Below are 18,331 nucleotides of genomic sequence, written 5' to 3'. Positions count from 1 at the left end.
GCCGTAGGCTGAGAGGATGCGTCAGAACCCCAGTTTCACGCTCGCTGATGTGGCCGAGATCCGTCGGGTCATCGATGCCGATCCGTGGGCGACCATAGTGAGCGACGGACCGGAGGGCCTCGTCTCCTCTCACTACGTCGTGCTGCTCGACCAGGATCGCGATGATCTCACGGTCGTCGGTCACGTCGGCCGGCCCGACGACCTGATCCACGGCTTGGGCGAGAGGGAACTGCTCATCGTGTTCCAGGGGCCGCACGGCTACATCTCACCGGGCTGGTATGGCGATGTCCCGTCCGTTCCGACGTGGAACTACACGGCCGTTCATCTTGCCGGAGTTCCCGAGATACTCAGCGACGAAGAGAATCTCGCCGTTCTCGATCGACTCGTCGACCGTTTCGAGGGGCGGATGCCGGAGCCACGGCAGATGTGGGAACGGCCGAACGACCCCGCGTTCATCACACGGCTGGCCGCAGGGACGGTGGGATTCAGGCTCACCCCGACACGCGTCGTCGCCAAACGCAAACTGAGTCAGAACAAGCCGGCCGAGACAGTGGAGACCATCATCGCCGAACTCGAGGCCGATGGGCCGTACGCACAGCCCGCCCTCGCCGCCGAGATGCGTCGCGCCCAGCAGGCGCGCGTCGGAGCCCGCTCGTGACCGGAGCCGCAGACAGCGTGGCCACCCTGTCGGGCGTCCGGGTCTCAGGACCGGGCAAGGAGTTCCTGATCGACGACGAGCCCGTCGACATCTTCATCGAAGACGGCCGGATCAGCGACATCGCCCCCGCCGGAGCGCTGCCGCCACAGGGGCGCATCCTCGACGGCAACGGAGCGTGGGCCGTGCCGGGCCTCTGGGACAACCACGTGCACACGGTGCAGTGGGCTCTGGCCGCCGAACGCGTCGCTCTCGGTGGCGCGGGCTCCGCGTCTGAGGCGGCTGCGATCATGTCCTCCGCGGCGCCCCTCCCGGACGGGCGGAAGGTCGGCAGCGGGTTCCGTGATGCGATGTGGCCCGATCAGCCCTCGCTCGCACTTCTCGACAGCGCCACGGGAGAAGTGCCCACCTATCTCATCAACGCGGATGTGCACAGCACGTGGCTCAACTCGGCGGCGTTGCGGCTCGAGGGCTTCGACAGTCCGGACGGGATGCTCAGAGAGGAGCAAGCCTTCGAGATCTCCCGTCGCCTGAACGCCGTCGACCCGGAACGCGGCGACAGAGCGGTCCGCGACGCGGGGGAGAGGGCCGCCTCTCGAGGCATCACCGGCCTGGTGGACTTCGACATGGCCTGGAACGCCGATGCCTGGCCGCGGCGTATCCGTGCCGGGTTCGCTGCCCATCGTGTCGAGTTCGCCATCTACCCTTTCGACCTCGGACGTGCGATCCGCGCCGGGCTCCGGTCGGGCGAGCTGCACGAGGCGGCGGACGCACCGGAAGCCGGGCGCGGCCTGATCCGGATCGGGCCGCTGAAGATCATCAGCGACGGCTCGCTGGGCACGCGCACCGCGGCCTGCTCGCATTCGTATCCTGGCGATCCCGAGAATTTCGGGGTGCTCAATGTGCCGACCGCCGAGCTCGCCGAGCTGCTCACGACCGCCACCGGCGCAGGGCTCTCGGTCGCGGTGCATGCGATCGGTGATCGCGCCGTCACCGGGGCGCTGGACGCCTTCACGGTGGCGGGTGCCGTCGGAACCATCGAGCACGCTCAGCTGGTGCGGCACTCCGACCTCGCGCGGTTCGGCAGGCTCGGCGTCATCGCGAGTGTGCAACCGCAGCACGCGCTCGATGACAGGGATCTGGTCGGCCGGCACTGGGCCGGGCAGACGTCGATCGGCTATCCGCTCAGTGCCCTCCGAGACGCCGGTGTGGAGATCCGCTTCGGATCCGACGCTCCCGTGGCTCCCCTCGATCCCTGGCAGGCGATCGCCGCTGCGGTCACCCGCACGGACGATGATCGCGACCCCTGGCACCCCGAAGAGCGACTGACGAGGGAACAGGCGATCCAGGCGAGCGTCCGCACGGCTCTGCGTCCGGGGGAGGCCGCAGACATCGCCCTGTGCGGCTACGACCCGCTCTCCGCATCAGGTGCGGATCTGCGAGGGATGCCGGTCATGGCGACGATGGTCGCCGGGCGGCTGACCTACGGCGGATGAGCGCGAGAACGAAGAAGGGCACCGGAAGCCCGGTGCCCTTCTTCGTCGCGTGGGTGCTCAGGCTGCGATGTGCGACACGAGGAACCAGCGGTCCTTCTCGAGCCCGCGCATGATCTCGATCGCGACGTCCTGGCTCGTGAGGTCGACCTCGTCGAGCCCGTCGATCGCTGCCTTCACGTCGACGAGGATCGCGTCGATGTCGGAGATGACGGCGCGCACGAGCTCATCGGACTGGGTGAAGCCAGCCGGAACCGACGTCGCACCGCCCTTGGCGGCGACGGCGCTGATGCGCGCGTCGATCGGGAGACCGAGGGCGACGATCCGCTCGGCGGCCGTGTCGGCGAAGTCGCCGGCGTGCGCGACGATGGTGTCGAGAAGCTCATGAACTCCGACGAAGTTGGCGCCGCGGACATGCCAGTGAGCCTGCTTGCCGTCGATCGTCAGCGCCTGGAGACCGAGCACGACGGGGGAGAGGAACTGAGACGCTGCAGCGGCCACGGTCGGGTCGCTGGCGGTGGTGGAAACGGTCTGTACCTTGTTCATTGTGACTCCTCCGGAGTTGTCTCTTCGTGCCTGATGAGGACAACGCTACTCGTCTGAAATCATTCCGCAAGCAAGCGAAGGCTCGGCTTAGTGGCCCGGAATCACGCGGAAATCCGGGCTTGGGAGGATAGTCTCACCTTATGAGCATCGCTGCCGGAGCCTCCGTCCTCGCCCTGCCGGGGAAGTCCCCGTGGATCGCCGCCGACGCGTTCATCGCCGAGGGCGCACGCATCGTGGGAGACGTGTCGCTGGCCGAGGGTGCGAGTGTCTGGTACAACGCGGTCCTTCGAGGCGACTCTGCCTCCATCGCGGTCGGACGCGACAGCAACGTCCAGGACAATGTCTCGGTCCATGTCGACGCGGCGCATCCGGTCGTCATCGGCGCGAAGGTGTCGATCGGTCACAACGCGGTCGTCCATGGGTGCACGATCGGAGACGGTTCGCTCATCGGCATGGGAGCCGTCGTGCTCAGCGGGGCCGTCATCGGCGCCGGCTGTCTCATCGCCGGTGGAGCCGTCGTGCTCGGAGGCACAGAGGTGCCAGACGGATCACTGGTGGCCGGGGTGCCCGCGAAGGTGCGCCGAGCGCTCAGCGACCAGGAGCGTGCTGACCTGATCGCGAACGCCGACGTCTACCTCGCGCACGTCCGGACCCACGCCGCGGCGACACCGATCTGATCGGAATCGACCGATAGGCTGGTCCTCACGGGGCGGTGGCCAAGCTGGTTAAGGCAGTGGGCTCATAACCCAACGATCGCGGGTTCAAGTCCCGCCCGCCCTACTCCTGCTCCGCTTCGCAGCGACGTCATCGGTCGACCGCTGTCGATCGAGGGACGACGTCGCGAGGACTGTTCCGGCGGCGATCCCGCCCAAGGCGCCGAAGACCATGTCGCCGATCGTGTCCTGGTAGGTGACGAAGATCTCGTCACTGAGGTAGGCCCAGCCGAGCCACTCGATCATCTCCCACACCGCGCTCAGCGCCAGCGCCAGGACGGGCGCGAGGATCAGCGAGGTGCGTCGGCTGGCGCCCGAGTCGCGAGTCAGGGGCACGACATCTGCCCGGGTGAGGATCAGTGCGGCGACGACCGTGAGAACCCCGTGCAGATCAGGTGCAGGAGCAGGTCCCATCCGGGGATCGACCGGTACAGGTCGAGCACATTGCTCCACGCCGCCACGAGCACGGTGGCGCATACAGTGAGGTCGAACCACCCGCGCATGCCCAGAACTCGCGGCAGCATCAGAGCGGGAAGCGCAAGCGCCGCGATGCCGGCGTCGGTCGGGGCGAGCCATACCAGCGCGACGGCGACCCCGATGATGCCCACCGCCCGCACGAAGTCGGCCGACCACTCCGTGACGGTGCGCGGCGGTCGCAGGAAGTCCTCTTTCACGGTGTCCTCCCCGTCAGGCGCAGGAGCGCCTGCACCGGGCGATGATCCGAGGGTGCGATCCCGTCGAAGACGTGTGCGTTCACTGCAGCCGCACGGACTCGGACATCCGGACTGACGAGCAGCCAATCGATGCGTCGACCGCCGACCTTCGGACGCCGATATCCGCTGAGGGTGCTCCACAGGGGCGTCAGCCGATCGTCTGCCGCGCCCCAGGAGTCGCTCAGATCGGCGCGCGAGACGAGTGTGCGCAGGGCCTGGGAGCCGGGGCCCGCATTCAGGTCTCCCATCACGACCGTCGGAAGGGCGCGCGCGCGAACCAGTGCGGCGATGATTTCGGCAGAACGTCGCCGAGACCGACGCGAGAGATGATCGAGATGGGTGTTGACGACCAGGAACCCGACCCCTGTCGACCTGTCCCTGAACTCCGCGGAGACGACGATGCGAGGAAAGAGCGCTCCCCATGACAGGCTGCCCGGCTCGTCGATCCGTGTCGAGAGAGCGTGCTGGTCCCACCCGCGCAGCTCCAGCCGCGACGCGTCGTAGAGGATGGGTGTTCCCTCACCAGTGCCATCGCGGTTCCTCCCTCTGCCGATGAACCGATGGTCCCGCCCGAGGGCGTCGGTGACGGCGTTCAGCGATCGGGGGAGCACTTCCTGCAGTCCGAGGACGGTCGGCCGCTCCGAGCGGATCATCTCGGCGACCGCAGGCTCGCGATGGCTCCAGCGGTCACGCTTCCGACGCAGGGCGCCTTCCATCGCGCGACGGATGTTGAACGACATCACGTGCAGGTCCGGTGCAGCAACGGGACCGATCAGCGGCACGACCGTCACCGGGCGCTCCGTCCCGCGGTGCTGAACAGGCGGCGGCGGACGATGAGCCGTCCCCAACGCAGGGGTGGGAAGTCGCGGGGCCAGTGCACGAGCACGCTACGGACGCCTCGGTGCACGCGTCGACCGAACTGTCCTGCGGTGAGCGGCCTCATCGACATCCCCATCGTGGTGTGCGGGAGCCGGGCGATGCGGTGGTTCTCGCCGAGGTGGAAGGCGAGGTCGAGGTCGTCGTGGATGTCGGGGTCTCCTCGGTGCACGTCGGACCGCACGGCCTGCCAGGCCTCCCTGCGGAACGCGAGATTGGATCCGAAGAGGGGCAGATGTCCGAGAGTGACGCTCAAGAGGGTCATATAGGCGCCGAGATAGAGCCGCGAGAGTGGCGTGCGCAGGGCTGCCGGCCCGTCCGTGAAGCGCGCGGGCCCAGTGATCGCCCCGAGGTGCTCGTCGTCGTCGAAGGCCGAGACGATGGCCGTGATCCACTGAGCATCCGGTTCGCAGTCCGCGTCGAGGCGCAGGATCAGTTCGCCGAGAGCCGCGTCATACCCGGTCGACGCTGCAGCGGGAATGCCGGGATAGAGACACGTCAGCACGCGCGCACCCCAGGCGAGGGCGACGGAGGCCGACGAGTCGGATGAGCCGTTGTCGACGACGATGATCTCGTCGGCCGGCTGGTCCTGGGCGTGCAGAGCGCTCAGGCAGCGCGCCAGCAGCTCGGCATCGTCCTTGACCGGGATGACCACTGACGTGGTGAGCCGTGTGCCCTGATTCGCCGTCGACGGAAGGCCATCGACCGTCTCCATCGTGTGCCCCTCGGTGTGTGCCGTCATCGGTTCGATCGTGGCATCACCCGACGTCGGGCGCGAGGGACTTGACACCGGCGGGTGCGTGCCGATGCCTGTGGACGTCAGCGAGTGCCCGCGGCGTCGAGGTCGGGCGAGGGGTCGATGACCTCGTCGACGAGCGTGATGCCCCCGCTCGAGTTGGCCGAATGAGCGAGATCCTCGATCCATCGGCGGCTGAGCTCGGGCGTCTCGCTCTCGTCGAAGACGAACCGCAGCGGGATCGACGGATGCAGCCAGACCGTCGAACGGCCTTCGGTGTCACCGTCAGGATGCTTCCACGTGAGTGTGAAGCTCTCGTTGCGACGCAACTTCGTCGCAACGACGACCTTGAGGTGCGCGAGCGCCCGATCTTCGATATGGATCGGCTCCGAGCCGCCGTAATAGAGAGAACCCATATCTCGGAATATATGTCTCAGTCGGCGCCGCTCTCGGCGTGCTGGTCGCGGCGCGCGACACGTGCGAACAATCTGTTCGCATAGTGTCATCGACGGTGCTTCGCCGCCGTCACAGAAGGAAGCACGCCGAAGCTCTCGCGATACGCCGCGGCGAAGCGAGACGGATGCGAGAAACCCCACCGGCGGGCCACCGCGGCGACCGTCGTCGGTGAGCCCGTACGCAGGTCGCGGTGCGCTCCATCGAGGCGCGCCTGCCTCAGCGACTCCGCCGGCGTCGTGTCGAGCGCGCGCCGAAAGGCGTATTGAAGGCCTCGCGTCGAGATGTGGACGGCAGCGGCGACGTCGTCGACCGTGATCGGCCGGTGCGAGTTCTCGGCGATGAAGGCGAGGGCGCGACGCACCGTCGCCGGCGCCGGCGTGCTCTGCGCCGGCCGATGCCGTTGCAGGCGACTCGTCGTCGCGAAGGCCGCGAGCGTCGTCGCCGCGGCATGGCGGGCCAGTTCGCTGCGCACGAGATCGTCATCGTCCGCATCGTCGACGAGATCCGCGGCGCTCATCTCGAGATACGCGAACATGCGATCCCAGGCAGCCCCGGCGTGCGCGGAGCGCGGAGCGAGATCGCCCACGCGGACGGATACGCCGTCGTCGCCACTGATCCTCTTCGCGAGGCGGGTCAGGGTGTCCCGCTCGAAGACGAGTGCCGTGACCCTCGCTCCCGCATCCCAGCGGGCGCGCACTCTCGGACCATCGGAGATCCAGGGAGACTCGCATCGAGATCTCCTCGATCGGAGTACACCCGGGCATCGGGCCCATCGACACGGCAGACCAGCACCTGGTCCTGTGGTTCGGCTGTCGAGCGCACCTCGGCGGCGAGGTCGTAGCGCACGAGACTCACGGCACCGAGATCGGCAGAGTGCCAGTCGAAGCGGAAGCGTTGCGGGTCGACGTCGTGCAGTACGGCGGACGGAACGAACTGCTTCCAGGTGCTCTCGACACGCGAGACGTCACTGGTACGGAATCGCATCGCGGGGCACCTCCTGAACGGTTCGACGTGCACGGACCGGCCAGGTTCCGTCGAGGCGCTCATCAGGTTCGATGCGGCCCATCCGGATGAAGTACTCCGTGAGGCTCGCCGCCTGAGAGCGGGCCCACCCGATCTGGCGTGTGTGCAGCTCTTCCAGCGTATCCGGAAGCACGAACTGGCGGGCCAGAGCCTGCGCGACCCGGCCGGCGGCCACGGCATCCGCCGCCGCTTCGTGGGCGTCCTCGAGGCGCACCGCATAGAGGGCTGCGACCACCTCGAGCGTGCGCTTGCCCGGACGATAGCGGTCATAGGCCTTGTCGATCACGAGCGGGTCGATGATCGGTGAAGGGTCCTCCAGTGGCGGGATGCCGTGGCGATGCGCCTCGTGCGCCAGGAGGGAGAAATCGTATGCGGCGTTGTAGGCCACGATCGGCACACCTTGAGAAAGCAGGGATCGCAGGGCCGCCGTGACCTCTCGGACCACCTCGGCGCCCTGCCGTCCGTGGCGGCGCGCGTGCTCGGTCGAGATCCCGTGCACGGCGGTGGCGCCGTCCGGAATCGGCATGCCGGGATCCGCGAGCCAGTCCCGTGCGGCGATCTCGCGGCCGCCGGCGTCGAGGAGCCCGACGTGTGCGCTGACGATGCGGTCGTGCTCCACGTCCACACCGGTCGTCTCGAGGTCGAACACGCCTACGCGAGTGATCCAGTGCGGGAGCGAGGGTGCCGGGGGCATGATCTCACCGTAGAACCGGGCTCCGACATCGGGGCGGAGGCACACGGGGATCCCGCATGCGACGACCCTAGACTTGATCCATGCCAGCGCCCTCTCCGTATGCCGACCGTCTGAGCCGACTGCCGGTCGTGCGTCATGAGGTCGAGGTCAGAGGCGGGACGACCGTGTACTGGGAGTACGGTCCCTCCGACGCAGATGTGACAGTCGTCGCCGTGCATGGATTCCGAGGCGAGCACCACGGTCTCGAGCCGGTTCTCGCGTTCCTTCCCGAGGTCCGGGTGATCTCTCCCGACCTTCCCGGCTTCGGAGAGACGGCGCCCGTCGCCGGGCGCTCGTACGATCTCGATGAGTACGTCGCGTGGCTGACCGAGTTCGCCGCTGCGGTGGCCCCCGGGGCGGTGATCCTCGGGCACTCCTTCGGATCGATCGTCGCCTCCGCGGCCGTGGCGGCAGGGCTCGAGACTCCGCGGCTGATCCTCATCAATCCGATCGGCGCACCCGCCCTCGAAGGACCCAAGGGCATCATGACGCGGCTGGCCGTGCTGTACTACTCGCTCGGGGCGCGGCTGCCCGAGCGGCTGGGCACTGCTCTGCTGCGGAATCGACTGATCGTCAGAGTCATGAGCATCACGATGGCGAAGACGTCGGACCCGCAGCTGCGCCGTTTCATCCACGATCAGCACGACACCTACTTCTCGCGTTTCGCCGACCGCGATGTCCTGCGGGACGCCTTCGTGACGAGCGTGTCGCATGATGTGAGCGAATTCGCCCGCTCGATCCCGACCCCGACTCTGCTCATCGCCGCTCAGCGCGACGACATCACACCGATCGAGGTCGAGCGGGAGCTCGCCACCAGATTCGATGACGCGACCCTCGTGGAGATCGCCGAGGTCGGACACCTGATCCATTACGAGACGCCTGCCGAGGCTGCAGGCGCCGTACGACGATTCCTCAGGATTCCCGTCTCGCGAGCCCGATGAGGCCGGCAACGCGGAAGGGGATGACCTCGCCCATGGCCAGGGAGGTCTCGGTCCGCTCGACTCCGTCGATCGACAGGATGCGCGCATCGGTGTCGAACAGGTGGCGGGCGTCCCTGCACGCGACGCGTGCCAGCAGATCGATCGATCCGCTGAGTCCGTGCGCCTGCACGACCTCGGGAATGCGCGCCAGTTCGTTGATGATCCGCGGCAATTCGGTCTGACGCACGCCGATGCTCACGAACGCCTGAAGGGGGAACCCCAGCACGTCGGTCGAGAACGACCGCTCGTACGACTGGAAGATCCCTGTCTGCTCGAGTCGCGCCATGCGCGCCTGGATGGTGTTGCGGGAGAGTCCGAGATTCTCCGCCAGCGCCACGATCGTCACGCGAGGGTCATCGGCGAGTGCGGCGAGAAGTTCCAGATCAATGTGGTCAAGTCCGGCCATAGTGCCAAACGATAGCAGGCACGATGTACCCCAGATTTGGCAACATGCTCAAGCCGCTCTCGATTGCTTGAGCGAGGTGATGAGCGGACGTACTCTCAAGTGAACCGGCGCTGAGGCCGGGGCCGCGCGTAGAACCCGTGACGACGGCCACGAACGAGGAGGACGACGATGTCACCCCAGATCACTCCGATCGCCGACATGGCGCAGGATCTCGAACTCGCGGAGCGCATCCTCGCGCCGGACGGCGAGCGCGTCGCGAACACTCGTCTCGACGGGTTCGTCGCCGACGTCGACGGTGCCGGACTGCGCGCGCTCCACCGCGACATGGTCGTCCTCCGGCGCATCGACGCGGAGGGGGTGGCGCTCCAGCGCCAGGGCCAGCTGGGTCTCTGGGCGCCATGCCAGGGGCAGGAGGCGACCCAGATCGGAACCGCGAGGGCGCTCGCACCGCAGGATTACGTCTTCCCGAGCTACCGCGAGACGGGTGTCATCTATGCACGTGGCGCGCAGCCGGGCGACTTCGTCCGTATGTGGCGTGGTGAAGAGGGCGCGGGTCACGACCCCGCAGCGCTCCGCGTCGCTCCGTTGCAGATCATCATCGGAGCGCAGACGCTCCACGCGGTGGGGTATGCGCTCGGCATCCGTCACGAAGATGCCGACGAGGTCGCCGTCACCTACTTCGGCGACGGTGCCACGAGCCAGGGAGATGTGAACGAGGCGATGATCTTCGCGTCCTCGTATCAGGCTCCGGTGGTGTTCGTCTGCCAGAACAACCACTGGGCCATCTCGGAGCCGGTGTCGGTGCAATCGCAGTATCCGATCGCCGGACGCGCGCCCGGCTTCGGCATCCCGAGCCTGCGCGTGGACGGCAACGACGTGCTGGCCTGCATGGCCGCGATGCGCTGGGCTCTCGCGCACGCGCGGTCCGGACAGGGCCCCGCCTACATCGAGGCCGTCACATATCGCATGGGGCCGCACACGACAGCCGACGACCCGACCCGCTACCGCAGCGACGACGAACTCCAGGCATGGCGTGAGCGTGACCCCATCGCCCGGCTGGAGGCACACCTGCGCTCGATCGGGGAGCTCGACGACGACCAGCTCGCGGACACGCAGAGAGCGGCGGACGCCGCGGCTCGAGACATGCGCGCCGAGTGCCTGGGCATGGTGACGCGTCCTCCGCTCGCGGTGTTCGACGGCGTCTACGCAGAGCCGCACTCCGGCCTCGAGCGGCAGCGCGACGAGTACGCCGCGTACCTCGCGTCGTTCGACGGCGAGGCGTGAGCATGACTCAGATCACTCTCGGAAAGGCGCTCGGAGCAGGTCTACGACGGGCGATGCGCGACGACGACAAGGTCGTGCTGCTGGGCGAGGACATCGGCAAGCTCGGAGGCGTCTTCCGCATCACGGATGGACTCCTCGACGAGTTCGGGCCCCAGCGTGTCATCGACACGCCCCTCGCTGAATCCGGCATCGTCGGCATGGCGGTCGGGTTGGCGTTCCGCGGCTATCGGCCTGTGGTCGAGATCCAGTTCGACGGTTTCGTCTATCCGGCCTTCGACCAGATCGTCGCGCAGGTGGCGAAGCTGCACTACCGGACGCAGGGCCGAGTGAAGATGCCGATCACGATCCGCATCCCCTGGGCGGGAGGCATCGGTGCTGCCGAGCATCACTCGGAATCGCCTGAGGCGTACTTCGTGCACACCGCAGGGCTCCGTGTGATCGCGGTCTCCAATCCGGAAGACGCCTACCGGAGTCTTCGCCAGGCGATCGCGTCGGACGACCCGGTGATCTTCTTCGAGCCGAAGCGGCTCTACCACCACAAGGGCGATGTCGATCTCGACGCCCCGCTCGCGGATGCCGCCCCCATGGGACTCGCGCGAGTCGTCCGCACAGGCGATGATGCGACGCTCATCACCTACGGGGCGATGGTGACGACCGCGCTGCAGGCCGCCGAGGCCGCCGAAGACGATGGCATCTCGCTCGAGGTCATCGATCTGCGTTCGCTGTCGCCGGTCGACTACGACACCGTGGCGACGTCGGTCCGCAAGACCGGCCGTGTCGTCGTCGCGCACGAGGCGTCGCGAGAGGCCGGTATGGCGGCTGAGGTGATCGCGAGCGTCACGGAGCGCTGCTTCGAGTACCTCGAGTCGGCGCCGTTGCGCGTGACCGGACACGACGTCCCGTACCCGCCGGCGAAGCTCGAGAAATACCATCTGCCGGATCTCGACCGACTGCTGGACGCCGTCGACCGGGTGCTCGACCGTCCGAACAGCCTGACGGGAGCAGACGCGTGAACGCGGAGTTCAGACTGCCCGACCTCGGAGAAGGACTCACAGAGGCGGAGGTCGTCCAGTGGCTCGTCGCTCCCGGCGATGTCGTCGCGCTCAATCAGACTCTCGCCGAGGTCGAGACCGCCAAGGCGATCGTCGAGTTGCCTTCTCCGCACGCAGGCGTCGTCACAGCCCTGCATGCTGCGGCGGGGAGACCGTCGCAGTGGGCGCGCCGCTGATCGAGTTCGATGTCGAGGGAGCCGACGACGCTTCGTCTGCCGCCTCGGATGGCGGCGGTGCTGAGGAGAAGGCGCAGCCCAACCTCGTGGGCTACGGAGCTGCGCCATCAGCATCCGGGCGACCGGCCCGACGTGCCAGACGTGCGGTCGGCGGACGGGCGGCGACCGACACGGCCGTGCTCGAAGCGGCGCCGCACGACGCGTCGCCGACCGTGAGCGTCGAGGTCGTCGCCGAGCGGCCGCGCTCCACTCCGCCCGTGCGTGCGTATGCCAAGCGTCTCGGGATCGATCTCGTGCTGGTGGCGGCGACGGTGGGGGATCGCGTGATCACCCGCGGGGATGTCGACGACTACGCGTCTCGTACGGCGACGACCGCAGAACAGGTCGATCCCGCGCCTCCCCGACCGCGGGTTCCGGACGATGCCGCGAGCCTCGGTAGTGGCTCTCGGGAGACGCGGATCCCCATCCGCGGAATTCGCAAGCACACGGCTGCGGCGATGGTCGAGAGCGCGTTCACCGCACCGCACGTCACGGTCTTCCACACGGTGGATGTCACGGCGACGATGGACCTCATCGCCTCGCTGCGGGGCGACAGCTCACTCTCGGAGCATCGGATCGGTCCGCTTGCGGTGGTGGCGAAAGCGGCCTGTCTCGCCTTGAGTCGCACGCCCGGGCTCAATGCCCGATGGGACGAGTCCGCGGGCGAGATCGTGCAGTTCGGATACGTGGACCTCGGGATCGCCGCAGCGACCGAGCGGGGACTCATCGTGCCTCACATCCGCGACGCCGAGTCTCTGACACTCACGGAGCTCGCCGATGCGGTGGCATCTCTCGCCGTCACCGCGCGGGAAGGACGCACATCTCCTGTCGAGCTGGCGGGCGGCACCTTCTCCATCTCGAACATCGGTGTGTTCGGCATCGACGCGGGCACCCCCATCCTGCCTCCGGGGCAGTCGGGAATCCTCGCCGTCGGCGCCGTCCGGCGCCTTCCGTGGGAGTACCGCGGTGAGATCGCCCTTCGCCAGGTGATGACTCTCAGCCTGTCGTTCGACCACCGCATCGTCGACGGGGCGGAGGGAGCGAGGTTCCTCAAGGACGTCGCGGACGTGTTGGAGGAACCTGGGAGGGCGATGCTGCTCAGGTAGTCGCTCGGAGCGCTGATTCCGCCATCGCGGCGAGCACTGTCGCGGTGGCGGAGCGCTGCCGGGACGCCGCGCGCGTGCTGTGCGGTGTCGAGTTGATGAGCCCGAAGCACGCTTGCACCCGCAGGCGAAGCTCGTCGGCGTCGGCATCGACCAGAGGGCTCAGGGTCTCGATCCAGAGCTCGATGTATGCGCGCTGCAGCCGGCGGACCTCCGCATGATCCTGAGCGGCGAGATGCGCGACGTCCCGGTCATGCACTCGGATCACATCCGCGTGACCCAGCGCGAACTCCACGTGGAAGGCGACGAGCGCGCGGATGCGCTCCTCGGGTGTGGACCCGCCCGCCGCGACACTCGTGCCGCCCGCGACCAGGTCATCGCTCACCTGGACGAGCACGGCGCCGAGCAGCGCCTGCTTGCCGGCGAAGTGGCGGTAGACCGCCGGTCCGGAGACGCCTACGGCGGCGCCGATGTCCTCGAGGCTCACACCGTTGTATCCGCTCTCGGCGAAGAGCCGTGCGGCTTCTCGGAGGATCGCGTCAGACCGCTCCGCCTTGGCGCGGTCTCGCGCAGTGGGAGGGCTTGTCATCTCAGTTAATCCTCGCTAACCTGATGCGATCGGTTAGTGAACACTAACCGAGAAAGCATCGAATGCGCCAGGGCGATGACGCCGGCGCGATGTGGTCGAGGAGGACGTCACGATGCCCGCAACCCAGCAGTCTCTCGCTGCCGAGCTGCACGAACGACTGGCCGTCGCCGCTCAAGGGGGCCGCAGGCATCCCGGGAACGGCACGTCGCGCGCGGCAAGCTCCTCCCGCGTGATCGCGTGACCAGACTCCTCGACGAGGGCAGCCCCTTCGTCGAGATCGCCCCGTTGGCGGCCGACGGACTGTACGGGGGAGAGGCGCCAGCCGCAGGAGTCATCGCGGGGATCGGCCTCGTCCACGGCAGGCACGTGATGGTCGTGTGCAACGACGCGACAGTCAAGGGCGGAACCTACTATCCGCTCACGGTCAAGAAGCACCTGCGCGCACAGGAGATAGCGCTCGAGAATCGACTTCCGTGTCTCTACCTCGTCGACTCCGGCGGCGCCTTCCTCCCCAAGCAGGACGAGGTGTTCCCGGACCGCGAGCACTTCGGACGCATCTTCTTCAACCAGGCCAGGATGTCCGCGGAGGGGATCCCGCAGCTCGCCGCCGTGCTCGGTTCGTGCACGGCGGGCGGAGCCTATGTCCCCGCGATGAGTGACGAGACCGTCATCGTGCGTGGCCAGGGGACGATCTTCCTCGGCGGCCCTCCGCTCGTGAAAGCGGCGATCGGTGAGATCGTGTCGGCGGAGGAGCTCGGCGGCGGCGAACTGCACGCCCGGCGCAGCGGGGTGGTCGACCATCTCGCCGAGGATGACGAGCACGCACTCGAGATCCTGCGCGACATCGTCGCCACCCTGCCGTCGCCCCTCGCTCCGGTCTGGGACGTGGTCGAGTCGCGTCGGCCGTCCGAACCCGGCTCGCTCTATGACGTCGTCCCGGTCGACGTCAACACCCCGTACGACGTGCACGAGGTGATCGATCGGCTGATCGACGGCGACACGTTCCGCGAGTTCAAGAAGGAGTACGGCACGACCCTCGTCACCGGCTTCGGGCGCCTGCACGGGCACCCGGTCGGGATCGTCGCGAACAACGGAGTGCTCTTCAGCGAATCCGCCCTGAAGGGCGCGCACTTCATAGAGCTCTGCGACCAACGCGGCATCCCTCTGGTGTTCCTGCAGAACATCTCCGGCTTCATGGTCGGATCGGAAGCCGAAGCGGGCGGCATCGCGAAGGACGGAGCGAAGATGGTCACCGCCGTCGCCAGCACCCGCGTGCCGAAGCTCACCGTCATCATCGGCGGATCCTTCGGGGCCGGCAACTACTCCATGTGCGGACGTGCGTACTCGCCTCGCTTCCTGTGGACGTGGCCGGCCAGCCGTATCTCGGTGATGGGCGGCGCCCAGGCGGCCTCCGTTCTCGGGACGGTGAAGGACGACCAGCTGACGGCTCGCGGACAGGCGTGGAATACCGACGAGAGGCTCGCGTTCGAACAGCCCATCCGGGAGCAGTACGAGACCCAGGGTGAGCCGTACTACGCCACCGCCCGCCTGTGGGACGACGGCATCATCGACCCCGCCCAGACCCGCGACCTGCTGGGGCTCGCCCTCGATGTGGTCGCGCGAAGCCCGCTGCCCGAGCCGCGTTTCGGCCTCTTCCGGATGTGACCGCCATGACGAACAGTGTCTCCACCTCCCATCGTTTCGACAGCGTCCTCGTCGCCAATCGAGGCGAGATCGCACGCCGGGTCATCCGCACTCTCAGTGCGATGGGCATCCGCAGCGTCGCCGTCTACAGCGATGCGGATGCCGACGCCCCCCATGTGCGCGAGGCCGATCAAGCCGTGCGGATCGGCCCGGCGCCGGTCGCCGAGTCGTACCTCGACATCGATGCCGTCATCGCCGCAGCCCGCGCGACCGGAGCGCAGGCCATCCATCCGGGCTACGGATTCCTCTCGGAGAGCGTCGGGCTGGCCGAGGCATGCGCGGAGAGCGGCATCGTCTTCATCGGTCCGTCGGTCGACGCACTCCAGGTCATGGGAGACAAGGCGAAGGCCCGTGATCATGTCGTGCGATCCGGCGTCCCGGTGGTGCCGGGTTTCGATGCGAGAGGACTGTCGGACGCGGAGATCGCTGACGAGGCCGACACTGTCGGCTACCCGCTGCTCGTCAAGCCGAGTGCGGGCGGCGGCGGCAAGGGTATGGAGGTCGTCGAGGCGGCATCCGGGCTCAGCGCCGCACTGGCGTCCGCTCGACGGGTGGCGCGTTCGGCGTTCGGTGACGACTCCCTGATCCTGGAGCGGCTCATCCGACGCCCCCGGCACATCGAGGTGCAGGTGTTCGGCGACGCTCACGGAACGGTGATCACCCTCGGCGAGCGCGAGTGCACGCTGCAGCGACGTCACCAGAAGGTGATCGAGGAGGCTCCCTCTGCGGGGATCCCCGAGTCGACGAGGGACCGACTCCTCGAAGCCGCCACGCAGGCCGCACAGAGCGTCTCGTACGTCGGCGCCGGAACCGTGGAGTTCCTCATCGACGCCGATGTTCCGGACCAGGTCTTCTTCATCGAGATGAACACCCGCCTGCAGGTCGAGCACCCCGTCACCGAGGAGGTCACCGGCCTCGACCTCGTCGCCCTGCAGATCCACGTCGCGGCAGGCGGACGTCTCGACCCTGCGCCGGGTCTGCACGGTCACGCCGTCGAGGCGCGCGTGTACGCGGAATCGCCTGAGCGCGGATTCCTGCCCTCGACCGGACGCGTGCTGCTGTTCGATCCGCCGCGCGGCGTGAGGGTCGATGCGGCCGTGGAGACGGGCAACGACGTGACCGGATTCTACGACCCGATGATCGCGAAGATCATCGCGTTCGCTGACGACCGGACCACCGCGCTCCGCCTGCTCGATGAGGCTCTGAGCAGGACCGTCGTGCTGGGTGTGGACACGAACATCGGGTTCTTGCGCACACTCTGCCGCGATGAGCGGGTCACGGCCGGGGACCTCGACACGGGACTCATCGAGACGCTTCTGCCGCTCGTCGAGGAGCCGCCATCGCCGACGATGCTGGCCGCCGCACGGCGAACCGTCTCAGGCACGGATGACGCGGTCGGCGCAACCAGGGCGAGTCAGCGAGCGGGCGCGGTGTGGCAGGACCTCACGCAGGACGATCGGCGCGAGATTTCCTTCCGGACCGAACGCGGCGAGGTCCTCCCCGCGCCTGCATCCAGCGGCTCGCGGTCGCGCACCATGGCTGCGGTGGACGACGACGGTGCGGTCTGGGTCAGCGAGGACGGACGCACCGTGCGCCTGGAGCCTCTCGATCGCCGAGCCCTGTTGCTGCACCGTCTGCAGCAGAGGGAGCAGAGCGAGTCCGCGAACGGTCCGGATGCGAGAGCTCCGATGCCGGGAAGCGTGGTGGCCGTGCATGTCCGGGACGGCGACGTCGTGACCGCCGGCACCCCTCTTGTATCGATCGAGGCGATGAAGATGGAGCACCCGGTGCTGGCGCCCCAGGACGGGACGGTGCGCCTCATGGTCGCCGTCGGCGATCAGGTTCGACGCGACCAGCCGGTCGCGCACATGACGACAGAGGAGAAGTGACGATGCATGAGCTGACCGATGAAGAGCGCGAACTCGCGGCGATGGTGCGAGAGTTCGCCGAGACGGTCGTCGCGCCGCAGTCCTACGAGGCGGACCGCACGCACACGCTGTCGATGGACGTGGTCGCCCAGATGGGTGACCTCGGGCTGTTCGGCCTGCCGTTTCCCGAGGAGTACGGGGGTCAGGGCGGCGACTACATGGCGCTGGGCATCGCGATCGAGGCGCTCGGACGCGTCGACCAGTCCATCGCCATCACGCTCGAAGCCGGAGTCAGCCTCGGTGCGATGCCCGTCTTCCGCTTCGGCACCGAAGAGCAGAAGCAGGAGTACCTGCCGGACCTGCTCGCCGGCCGTGCGCTCGCGGGCTTCGGCCTCACCGAGCCGGAGGCCGGGAGCGACGCGGGAGCGACCCGGACCACCGCCCGGCTCGACGGCGACGAATGGGTCATCGACGGGTCGAAGCAGTTCATCACCAATTCAGGAACGCCCATCACGCGTTTCGTCACGGTCACCGCGGTCACCGGGAACGAGGGGGCCGCAAGCAGATCTCGACCATCATCGTGCCCAACGGCACAGCCGGTTTCACCGTCGAGGCGCCGTACGACAAGGTCGGGTGGAACGCGTCCGACACGCATCCGCTCAGCTTCACCGGGGCACGGGTCCCCGCCGGCAACCTCCTGGGCGAGCAGGGGAGCGGCTTCCGCAACTTCCTGAGCATCCTCGACGAGGGCCGCATCGCGATCGCCGCGCTGTCGACCGGCGCCGCGGAGGGCTGCCTCGAGGCAGCCGTCGACTATGCGAAGAGTCGCACCATCTTCGGCAGCGCCCTCAGCACGCGACAGAACGCGCAGTTCACCCTCGCGCGCATGCGTGCCCGAGTGCACACGGCACGGCTCGCCTGGCACCACGCGGCACGGCTCCGTGACGCCGGGCGGCCGTTCGCGGAGCAGGCGGCGATCGCGAAGCTCGTGGCGGGCGAGGCCGCGATGGACAACGCCAGGGACGCGACGCAGATCTTCGGCGGCAACGGCTTCATGAACGAGTTCCCGGTGGCCCGTCACTATCGCGACTCGAAGATCCTCGAGATCGGCGAGGGCACCACCGAGGTGCAGCTCCTCGTGATCGCGCGAGCGCTGGGGCTCGCCGGGTAGCGTGGCAGGATGCCA

General features: G+C 68.1%; 17 protein-coding genes, 1 tRNA gene and 3 pseudogenes. 11 read left to right on the top strand and 10 right to left on the bottom strand.

Going from position 1 to position 18,331, the window contains the following annotated elements:
* Positions 1-16 precede the first annotated feature (16 nt).
* Both ACZZ93_RS02800 and ACZZ93_RS02795 read left to right on the top strand, forming a co-directional pair.
* The gene (locus ACZZ93_RS02800; RefSeq protein WP_053096036.1) at positions 17-658 is read left to right on the top strand and encodes an FMN-binding negative transcriptional regulator; all 642 of its coding nucleotides are present in this window, start codon (positions 17-19) and stop codon (positions 656-658) included.
* Positions 655-2,151, top strand: a complete 1,497-nt coding sequence (locus tag ACZZ93_RS02795; protein ID WP_463510430.1) for an amidohydrolase — start codon at positions 655-657, stop codon at positions 2,149-2,151. The genes ACZZ93_RS02800 and ACZZ93_RS02795 overlap by 4 nt, the downstream gene beginning before the upstream one ends.
* A 57-nt stretch (positions 2,152-2,208) precedes the next feature.
* Here ACZZ93_RS02795 and ACZZ93_RS02790 read toward each other — a convergent pair whose 3' ends face one another.
* Positions 2,209-2,694 (bottom strand): Dps family protein, encoded by a 486-nt coding sequence (locus ACZZ93_RS02790; protein WP_463510429.1) that lies wholly within the window; start codon positions 2,692-2,694, stop codon positions 2,209-2,211.
* 140 nt (positions 2,695-2,834) lie between these two features.
* Here ACZZ93_RS02790 and ACZZ93_RS02785 point away from each other — a divergent pair, with 140 nt between their 5' ends.
* Complete coding sequence (locus ACZZ93_RS02785; protein ID WP_056278703.1) at positions 2,835-3,371, top strand: gamma carbonic anhydrase family protein; 537 nt, start codon at positions 2,835-2,837, stop codon at positions 3,369-3,371.
* 29 nt (positions 3,372-3,400) lie between these two features.
* Positions 3,401-3,474 (top strand) — tRNA-Ile (locus ACZZ93_RS02780).
* Here the strand turns inward: ACZZ93_RS02780 and ACZZ93_RS02775 are convergent.
* The 7 genes from ACZZ93_RS02775 to ACZZ93_RS02745 all read right to left on the bottom strand — a co-directional run bounded on the left by ACZZ93_RS02775 (position 3,456) and on the right by ACZZ93_RS02745 (position 7,905).
* Positions 3,456-3,821: a hypothetical protein gene (locus ACZZ93_RS02775; RefSeq protein WP_463510428.1), complete on the bottom strand. Its 366-nt coding sequence runs from the start codon at positions 3,819-3,821 to the stop codon at positions 3,456-3,458. The two genes, ACZZ93_RS02780 and ACZZ93_RS02775, sit on opposite strands and share 19 nt — an antisense overlap.
* Positions 3,764-4,081 carry a hypothetical protein gene (locus ACZZ93_RS02770; protein ID WP_463510427.1) on the bottom strand — a complete coding sequence of 106 codons (318 nt, stop codon included), beginning with the start codon at positions 4,079-4,081 and terminating at the stop codon, positions 3,764-3,766. Before ACZZ93_RS02770 ends, ACZZ93_RS02775 begins: the two co-directional genes overlap by 58 nt.
* The gene (locus tag ACZZ93_RS02765; protein ID WP_463510426.1) at positions 4,078-4,911 is read right to left on the bottom strand and encodes an endonuclease/exonuclease/phosphatase family protein; all 834 of its coding nucleotides are present in this window, start codon (positions 4,909-4,911) and stop codon (positions 4,078-4,080) included. Before ACZZ93_RS02765 ends, ACZZ93_RS02770 begins: the two co-directional genes overlap by 4 nt.
* On the bottom strand, positions 4,908-5,738 hold the full coding sequence (locus tag ACZZ93_RS02760) for a glycosyltransferase family 2 protein (protein ID WP_463510425.1): 831 nt from the start codon (positions 5,736-5,738) through the stop codon (positions 4,908-4,910). Before ACZZ93_RS02760 ends, ACZZ93_RS02765 begins: the two co-directional genes overlap by 4 nt.
* A gap of 77 nt (positions 5,739-5,815) precedes the next feature.
* Positions 5,816-6,148: a DUF7882 family protein gene (locus tag ACZZ93_RS02755; protein WP_056278704.1), complete on the bottom strand. Its 333-nt coding sequence runs from the start codon at positions 6,146-6,148 to the stop codon at positions 5,816-5,818.
* An 86-nt stretch (positions 6,149-6,234) separates the two neighbouring features.
* Positions 6,235-6,885, bottom strand: coding sequence for a helix-turn-helix transcriptional regulator (locus ACZZ93_RS02750; protein WP_463510424.1), 651 nt, complete (start codon positions 6,883-6,885; stop codon positions 6,235-6,237).
* Between the two features lie 267 nt (positions 6,886-7,152).
* Positions 7,153-7,905: an exonuclease domain-containing protein gene (locus ACZZ93_RS02745; protein WP_295102172.1), complete on the bottom strand. Its 753-nt coding sequence runs from the start codon at positions 7,903-7,905 to the stop codon at positions 7,153-7,155.
* An 80-nt stretch (positions 7,906-7,985) separates the two neighbouring features.
* Between ACZZ93_RS02745 and ACZZ93_RS02740 the strand changes: the two genes are divergently transcribed.
* Positions 7,986-8,885 (top strand): alpha/beta fold hydrolase, encoded by a 900-nt coding sequence (locus ACZZ93_RS02740; protein ID WP_053096042.1) that lies wholly within the window; start codon positions 7,986-7,988, stop codon positions 8,883-8,885.
* On the opposite strand, the gene ACZZ93_RS02735 is transcribed toward ACZZ93_RS02740, so the two are convergent.
* A complete protein-coding gene (locus tag ACZZ93_RS02735; RefSeq protein WP_463510423.1) occupies positions 8,857-9,330 on the bottom strand; it encodes an Lrp/AsnC family transcriptional regulator in 474 nt (157 codons plus the stop codon). The two genes, ACZZ93_RS02740 and ACZZ93_RS02735, sit on opposite strands and share 29 nt — an antisense overlap.
* 168 nt (positions 9,331-9,498) lie before the next feature.
* Between ACZZ93_RS02735 and pdhA the strand changes: the two genes are divergently transcribed.
* The 3 genes and pseudogenes from pdhA to ACZZ93_RS02720 all read left to right on the top strand — a co-directional run bounded on the left by pdhA (position 9,499) and on the right by ACZZ93_RS02720 (position 12,987).
* The gene (gene pdhA / locus ACZZ93_RS02730) at positions 9,499-10,614 is read left to right on the top strand and encodes a pyruvate dehydrogenase (acetyl-transferring) E1 component subunit alpha (protein WP_463497047.1); all 1,116 of its coding nucleotides are present in this window, start codon (positions 9,499-9,501) and stop codon (positions 10,612-10,614) included.
* A 2-nt stretch (positions 10,615-10,616) separates the two neighbouring features.
* Positions 10,617-11,627 carry an alpha-ketoacid dehydrogenase subunit beta gene (locus ACZZ93_RS02725; protein ID WP_056278708.1) on the top strand — a complete coding sequence of 337 codons (1,011 nt, stop codon included), beginning with the start codon at positions 10,617-10,619 and terminating at the stop codon, positions 11,625-11,627.
* Positions 11,624-12,987: pseudogene (locus ACZZ93_RS02720) on the top strand (dihydrolipoamide acetyltransferase family protein). The gene ACZZ93_RS02725 and the pseudogene ACZZ93_RS02720 overlap by 4 nt, the downstream one beginning before the upstream one ends.
* On the opposite strand, the gene ACZZ93_RS02715 reads toward ACZZ93_RS02720, so the two are convergent.
* The gene (locus ACZZ93_RS02715; RefSeq protein ID WP_295104899.1) at positions 12,980-13,573 is read right to left on the bottom strand and encodes a TetR/AcrR family transcriptional regulator; all 594 of its coding nucleotides are present in this window, start codon (positions 13,571-13,573) and stop codon (positions 12,980-12,982) included. The pseudogene ACZZ93_RS02720 and the gene ACZZ93_RS02715 sit on opposite strands and share 8 nt — an antisense overlap.
* Positions 13,574-13,685: 112 nt before the next feature.
* On the opposite strand from ACZZ93_RS02715, the pseudogene ACZZ93_RS02710 reads away from it, so the two are divergent.
* The 3 genes and pseudogenes from ACZZ93_RS02710 (at position 13,686) to ACZZ93_RS02700 (ending at position 18,316) form a co-directional block, all read left to right on the top strand.
* A pseudogene (locus tag ACZZ93_RS02710) lies at positions 13,686-15,238 on the top strand (carboxyl transferase domain-containing protein).
* Between the two features lie 5 nt (positions 15,239-15,243).
* Positions 15,244-17,166, top strand: a complete 1,923-nt coding sequence (locus ACZZ93_RS02705; protein ID WP_463510422.1) for an acetyl/propionyl/methylcrotonyl-CoA carboxylase subunit alpha — start codon at positions 15,244-15,246, stop codon at positions 17,164-17,166.
* A gap of 2 nt (positions 17,167-17,168) precedes the next feature.
* Positions 17,169-18,316: pseudogene (locus ACZZ93_RS02700) on the top strand (acyl-CoA dehydrogenase family protein).
* Positions 18,317-18,331 lie beyond the last annotated feature (15 nt).

This window comes from Microbacterium sp. AC026 (assembly GCF_979258475.1).
The sequence above is the reverse complement of the archived record's forward strand: the minus strand, read 5'-3'. Positions and strand labels throughout refer to the sequence as shown.

Coding starts and splice junctions, on each gene's coding strand:
- ACZZ93_RS02755 (WP_056278704.1), bottom strand. CDS start 6,148: ATGGGTTCTCTCTATTACGGCGGCTCGGAGCCGATCCATATCGAAGAT.
- ACZZ93_RS02760 (WP_463510425.1), bottom strand. CDS start 5,738: ATGACGGCACACACCGAGGGGCACACGATGGAGACGGTCGATGGCCTT.
- pdhA (WP_463497047.1), top strand. CDS start 9,499: ATGTCACCCCAGATCACTCCGATCGCCGACATGGCGCAGGATCTCGAA.
- ACZZ93_RS02745 (WP_295102172.1), bottom strand. CDS start 7,905: ATGCCCCCGGCACCCTCGCTCCCGCACTGGATCACTCGCGTAGGCGTG.
- ACZZ93_RS02790 (WP_463510429.1), bottom strand. CDS start 2,694: ATGAACAAGGTACAGACCGTTTCCACCACCGCCAGCGACCCGACCGTG.
- ACZZ93_RS02775 (WP_463510428.1), bottom strand. CDS start 3,821: ATGGGACCTGCTCCTGCACCTGATCTGCACGGGGTTCTCACGGTCGTC.
- ACZZ93_RS02715 (WP_295104899.1), bottom strand. CDS start 13,573: ATGACAAGCCCTCCCACTGCGCGAGACCGCGCCAAGGCGGAGCGGTCT.
- ACZZ93_RS02740 (WP_053096042.1), top strand. CDS start 7,986: ATGCCAGCGCCCTCTCCGTATGCCGACCGTCTGAGCCGACTGCCGGTC.
- ACZZ93_RS02735 (WP_463510423.1), bottom strand. CDS start 9,330: ATGGCCGGACTTGACCACATTGATCTGGAACTTCTCGCCGCACTCGCC.
- ACZZ93_RS02725 (WP_056278708.1), top strand. CDS start 10,617: ATGACTCAGATCACTCTCGGAAAGGCGCTCGGAGCAGGTCTACGACGG.
- ACZZ93_RS02785 (WP_056278703.1), top strand. CDS start 2,835: ATGAGCATCGCTGCCGGAGCCTCCGTCCTCGCCCTGCCGGGGAAGTCC.
- ACZZ93_RS02800 (WP_053096036.1), top strand. CDS start 17: ATGCGTCAGAACCCCAGTTTCACGCTCGCTGATGTGGCCGAGATCCGT.
- ACZZ93_RS02705 (WP_463510422.1), top strand. CDS start 15,244: ATGACGAACAGTGTCTCCACCTCCCATCGTTTCGACAGCGTCCTCGTC.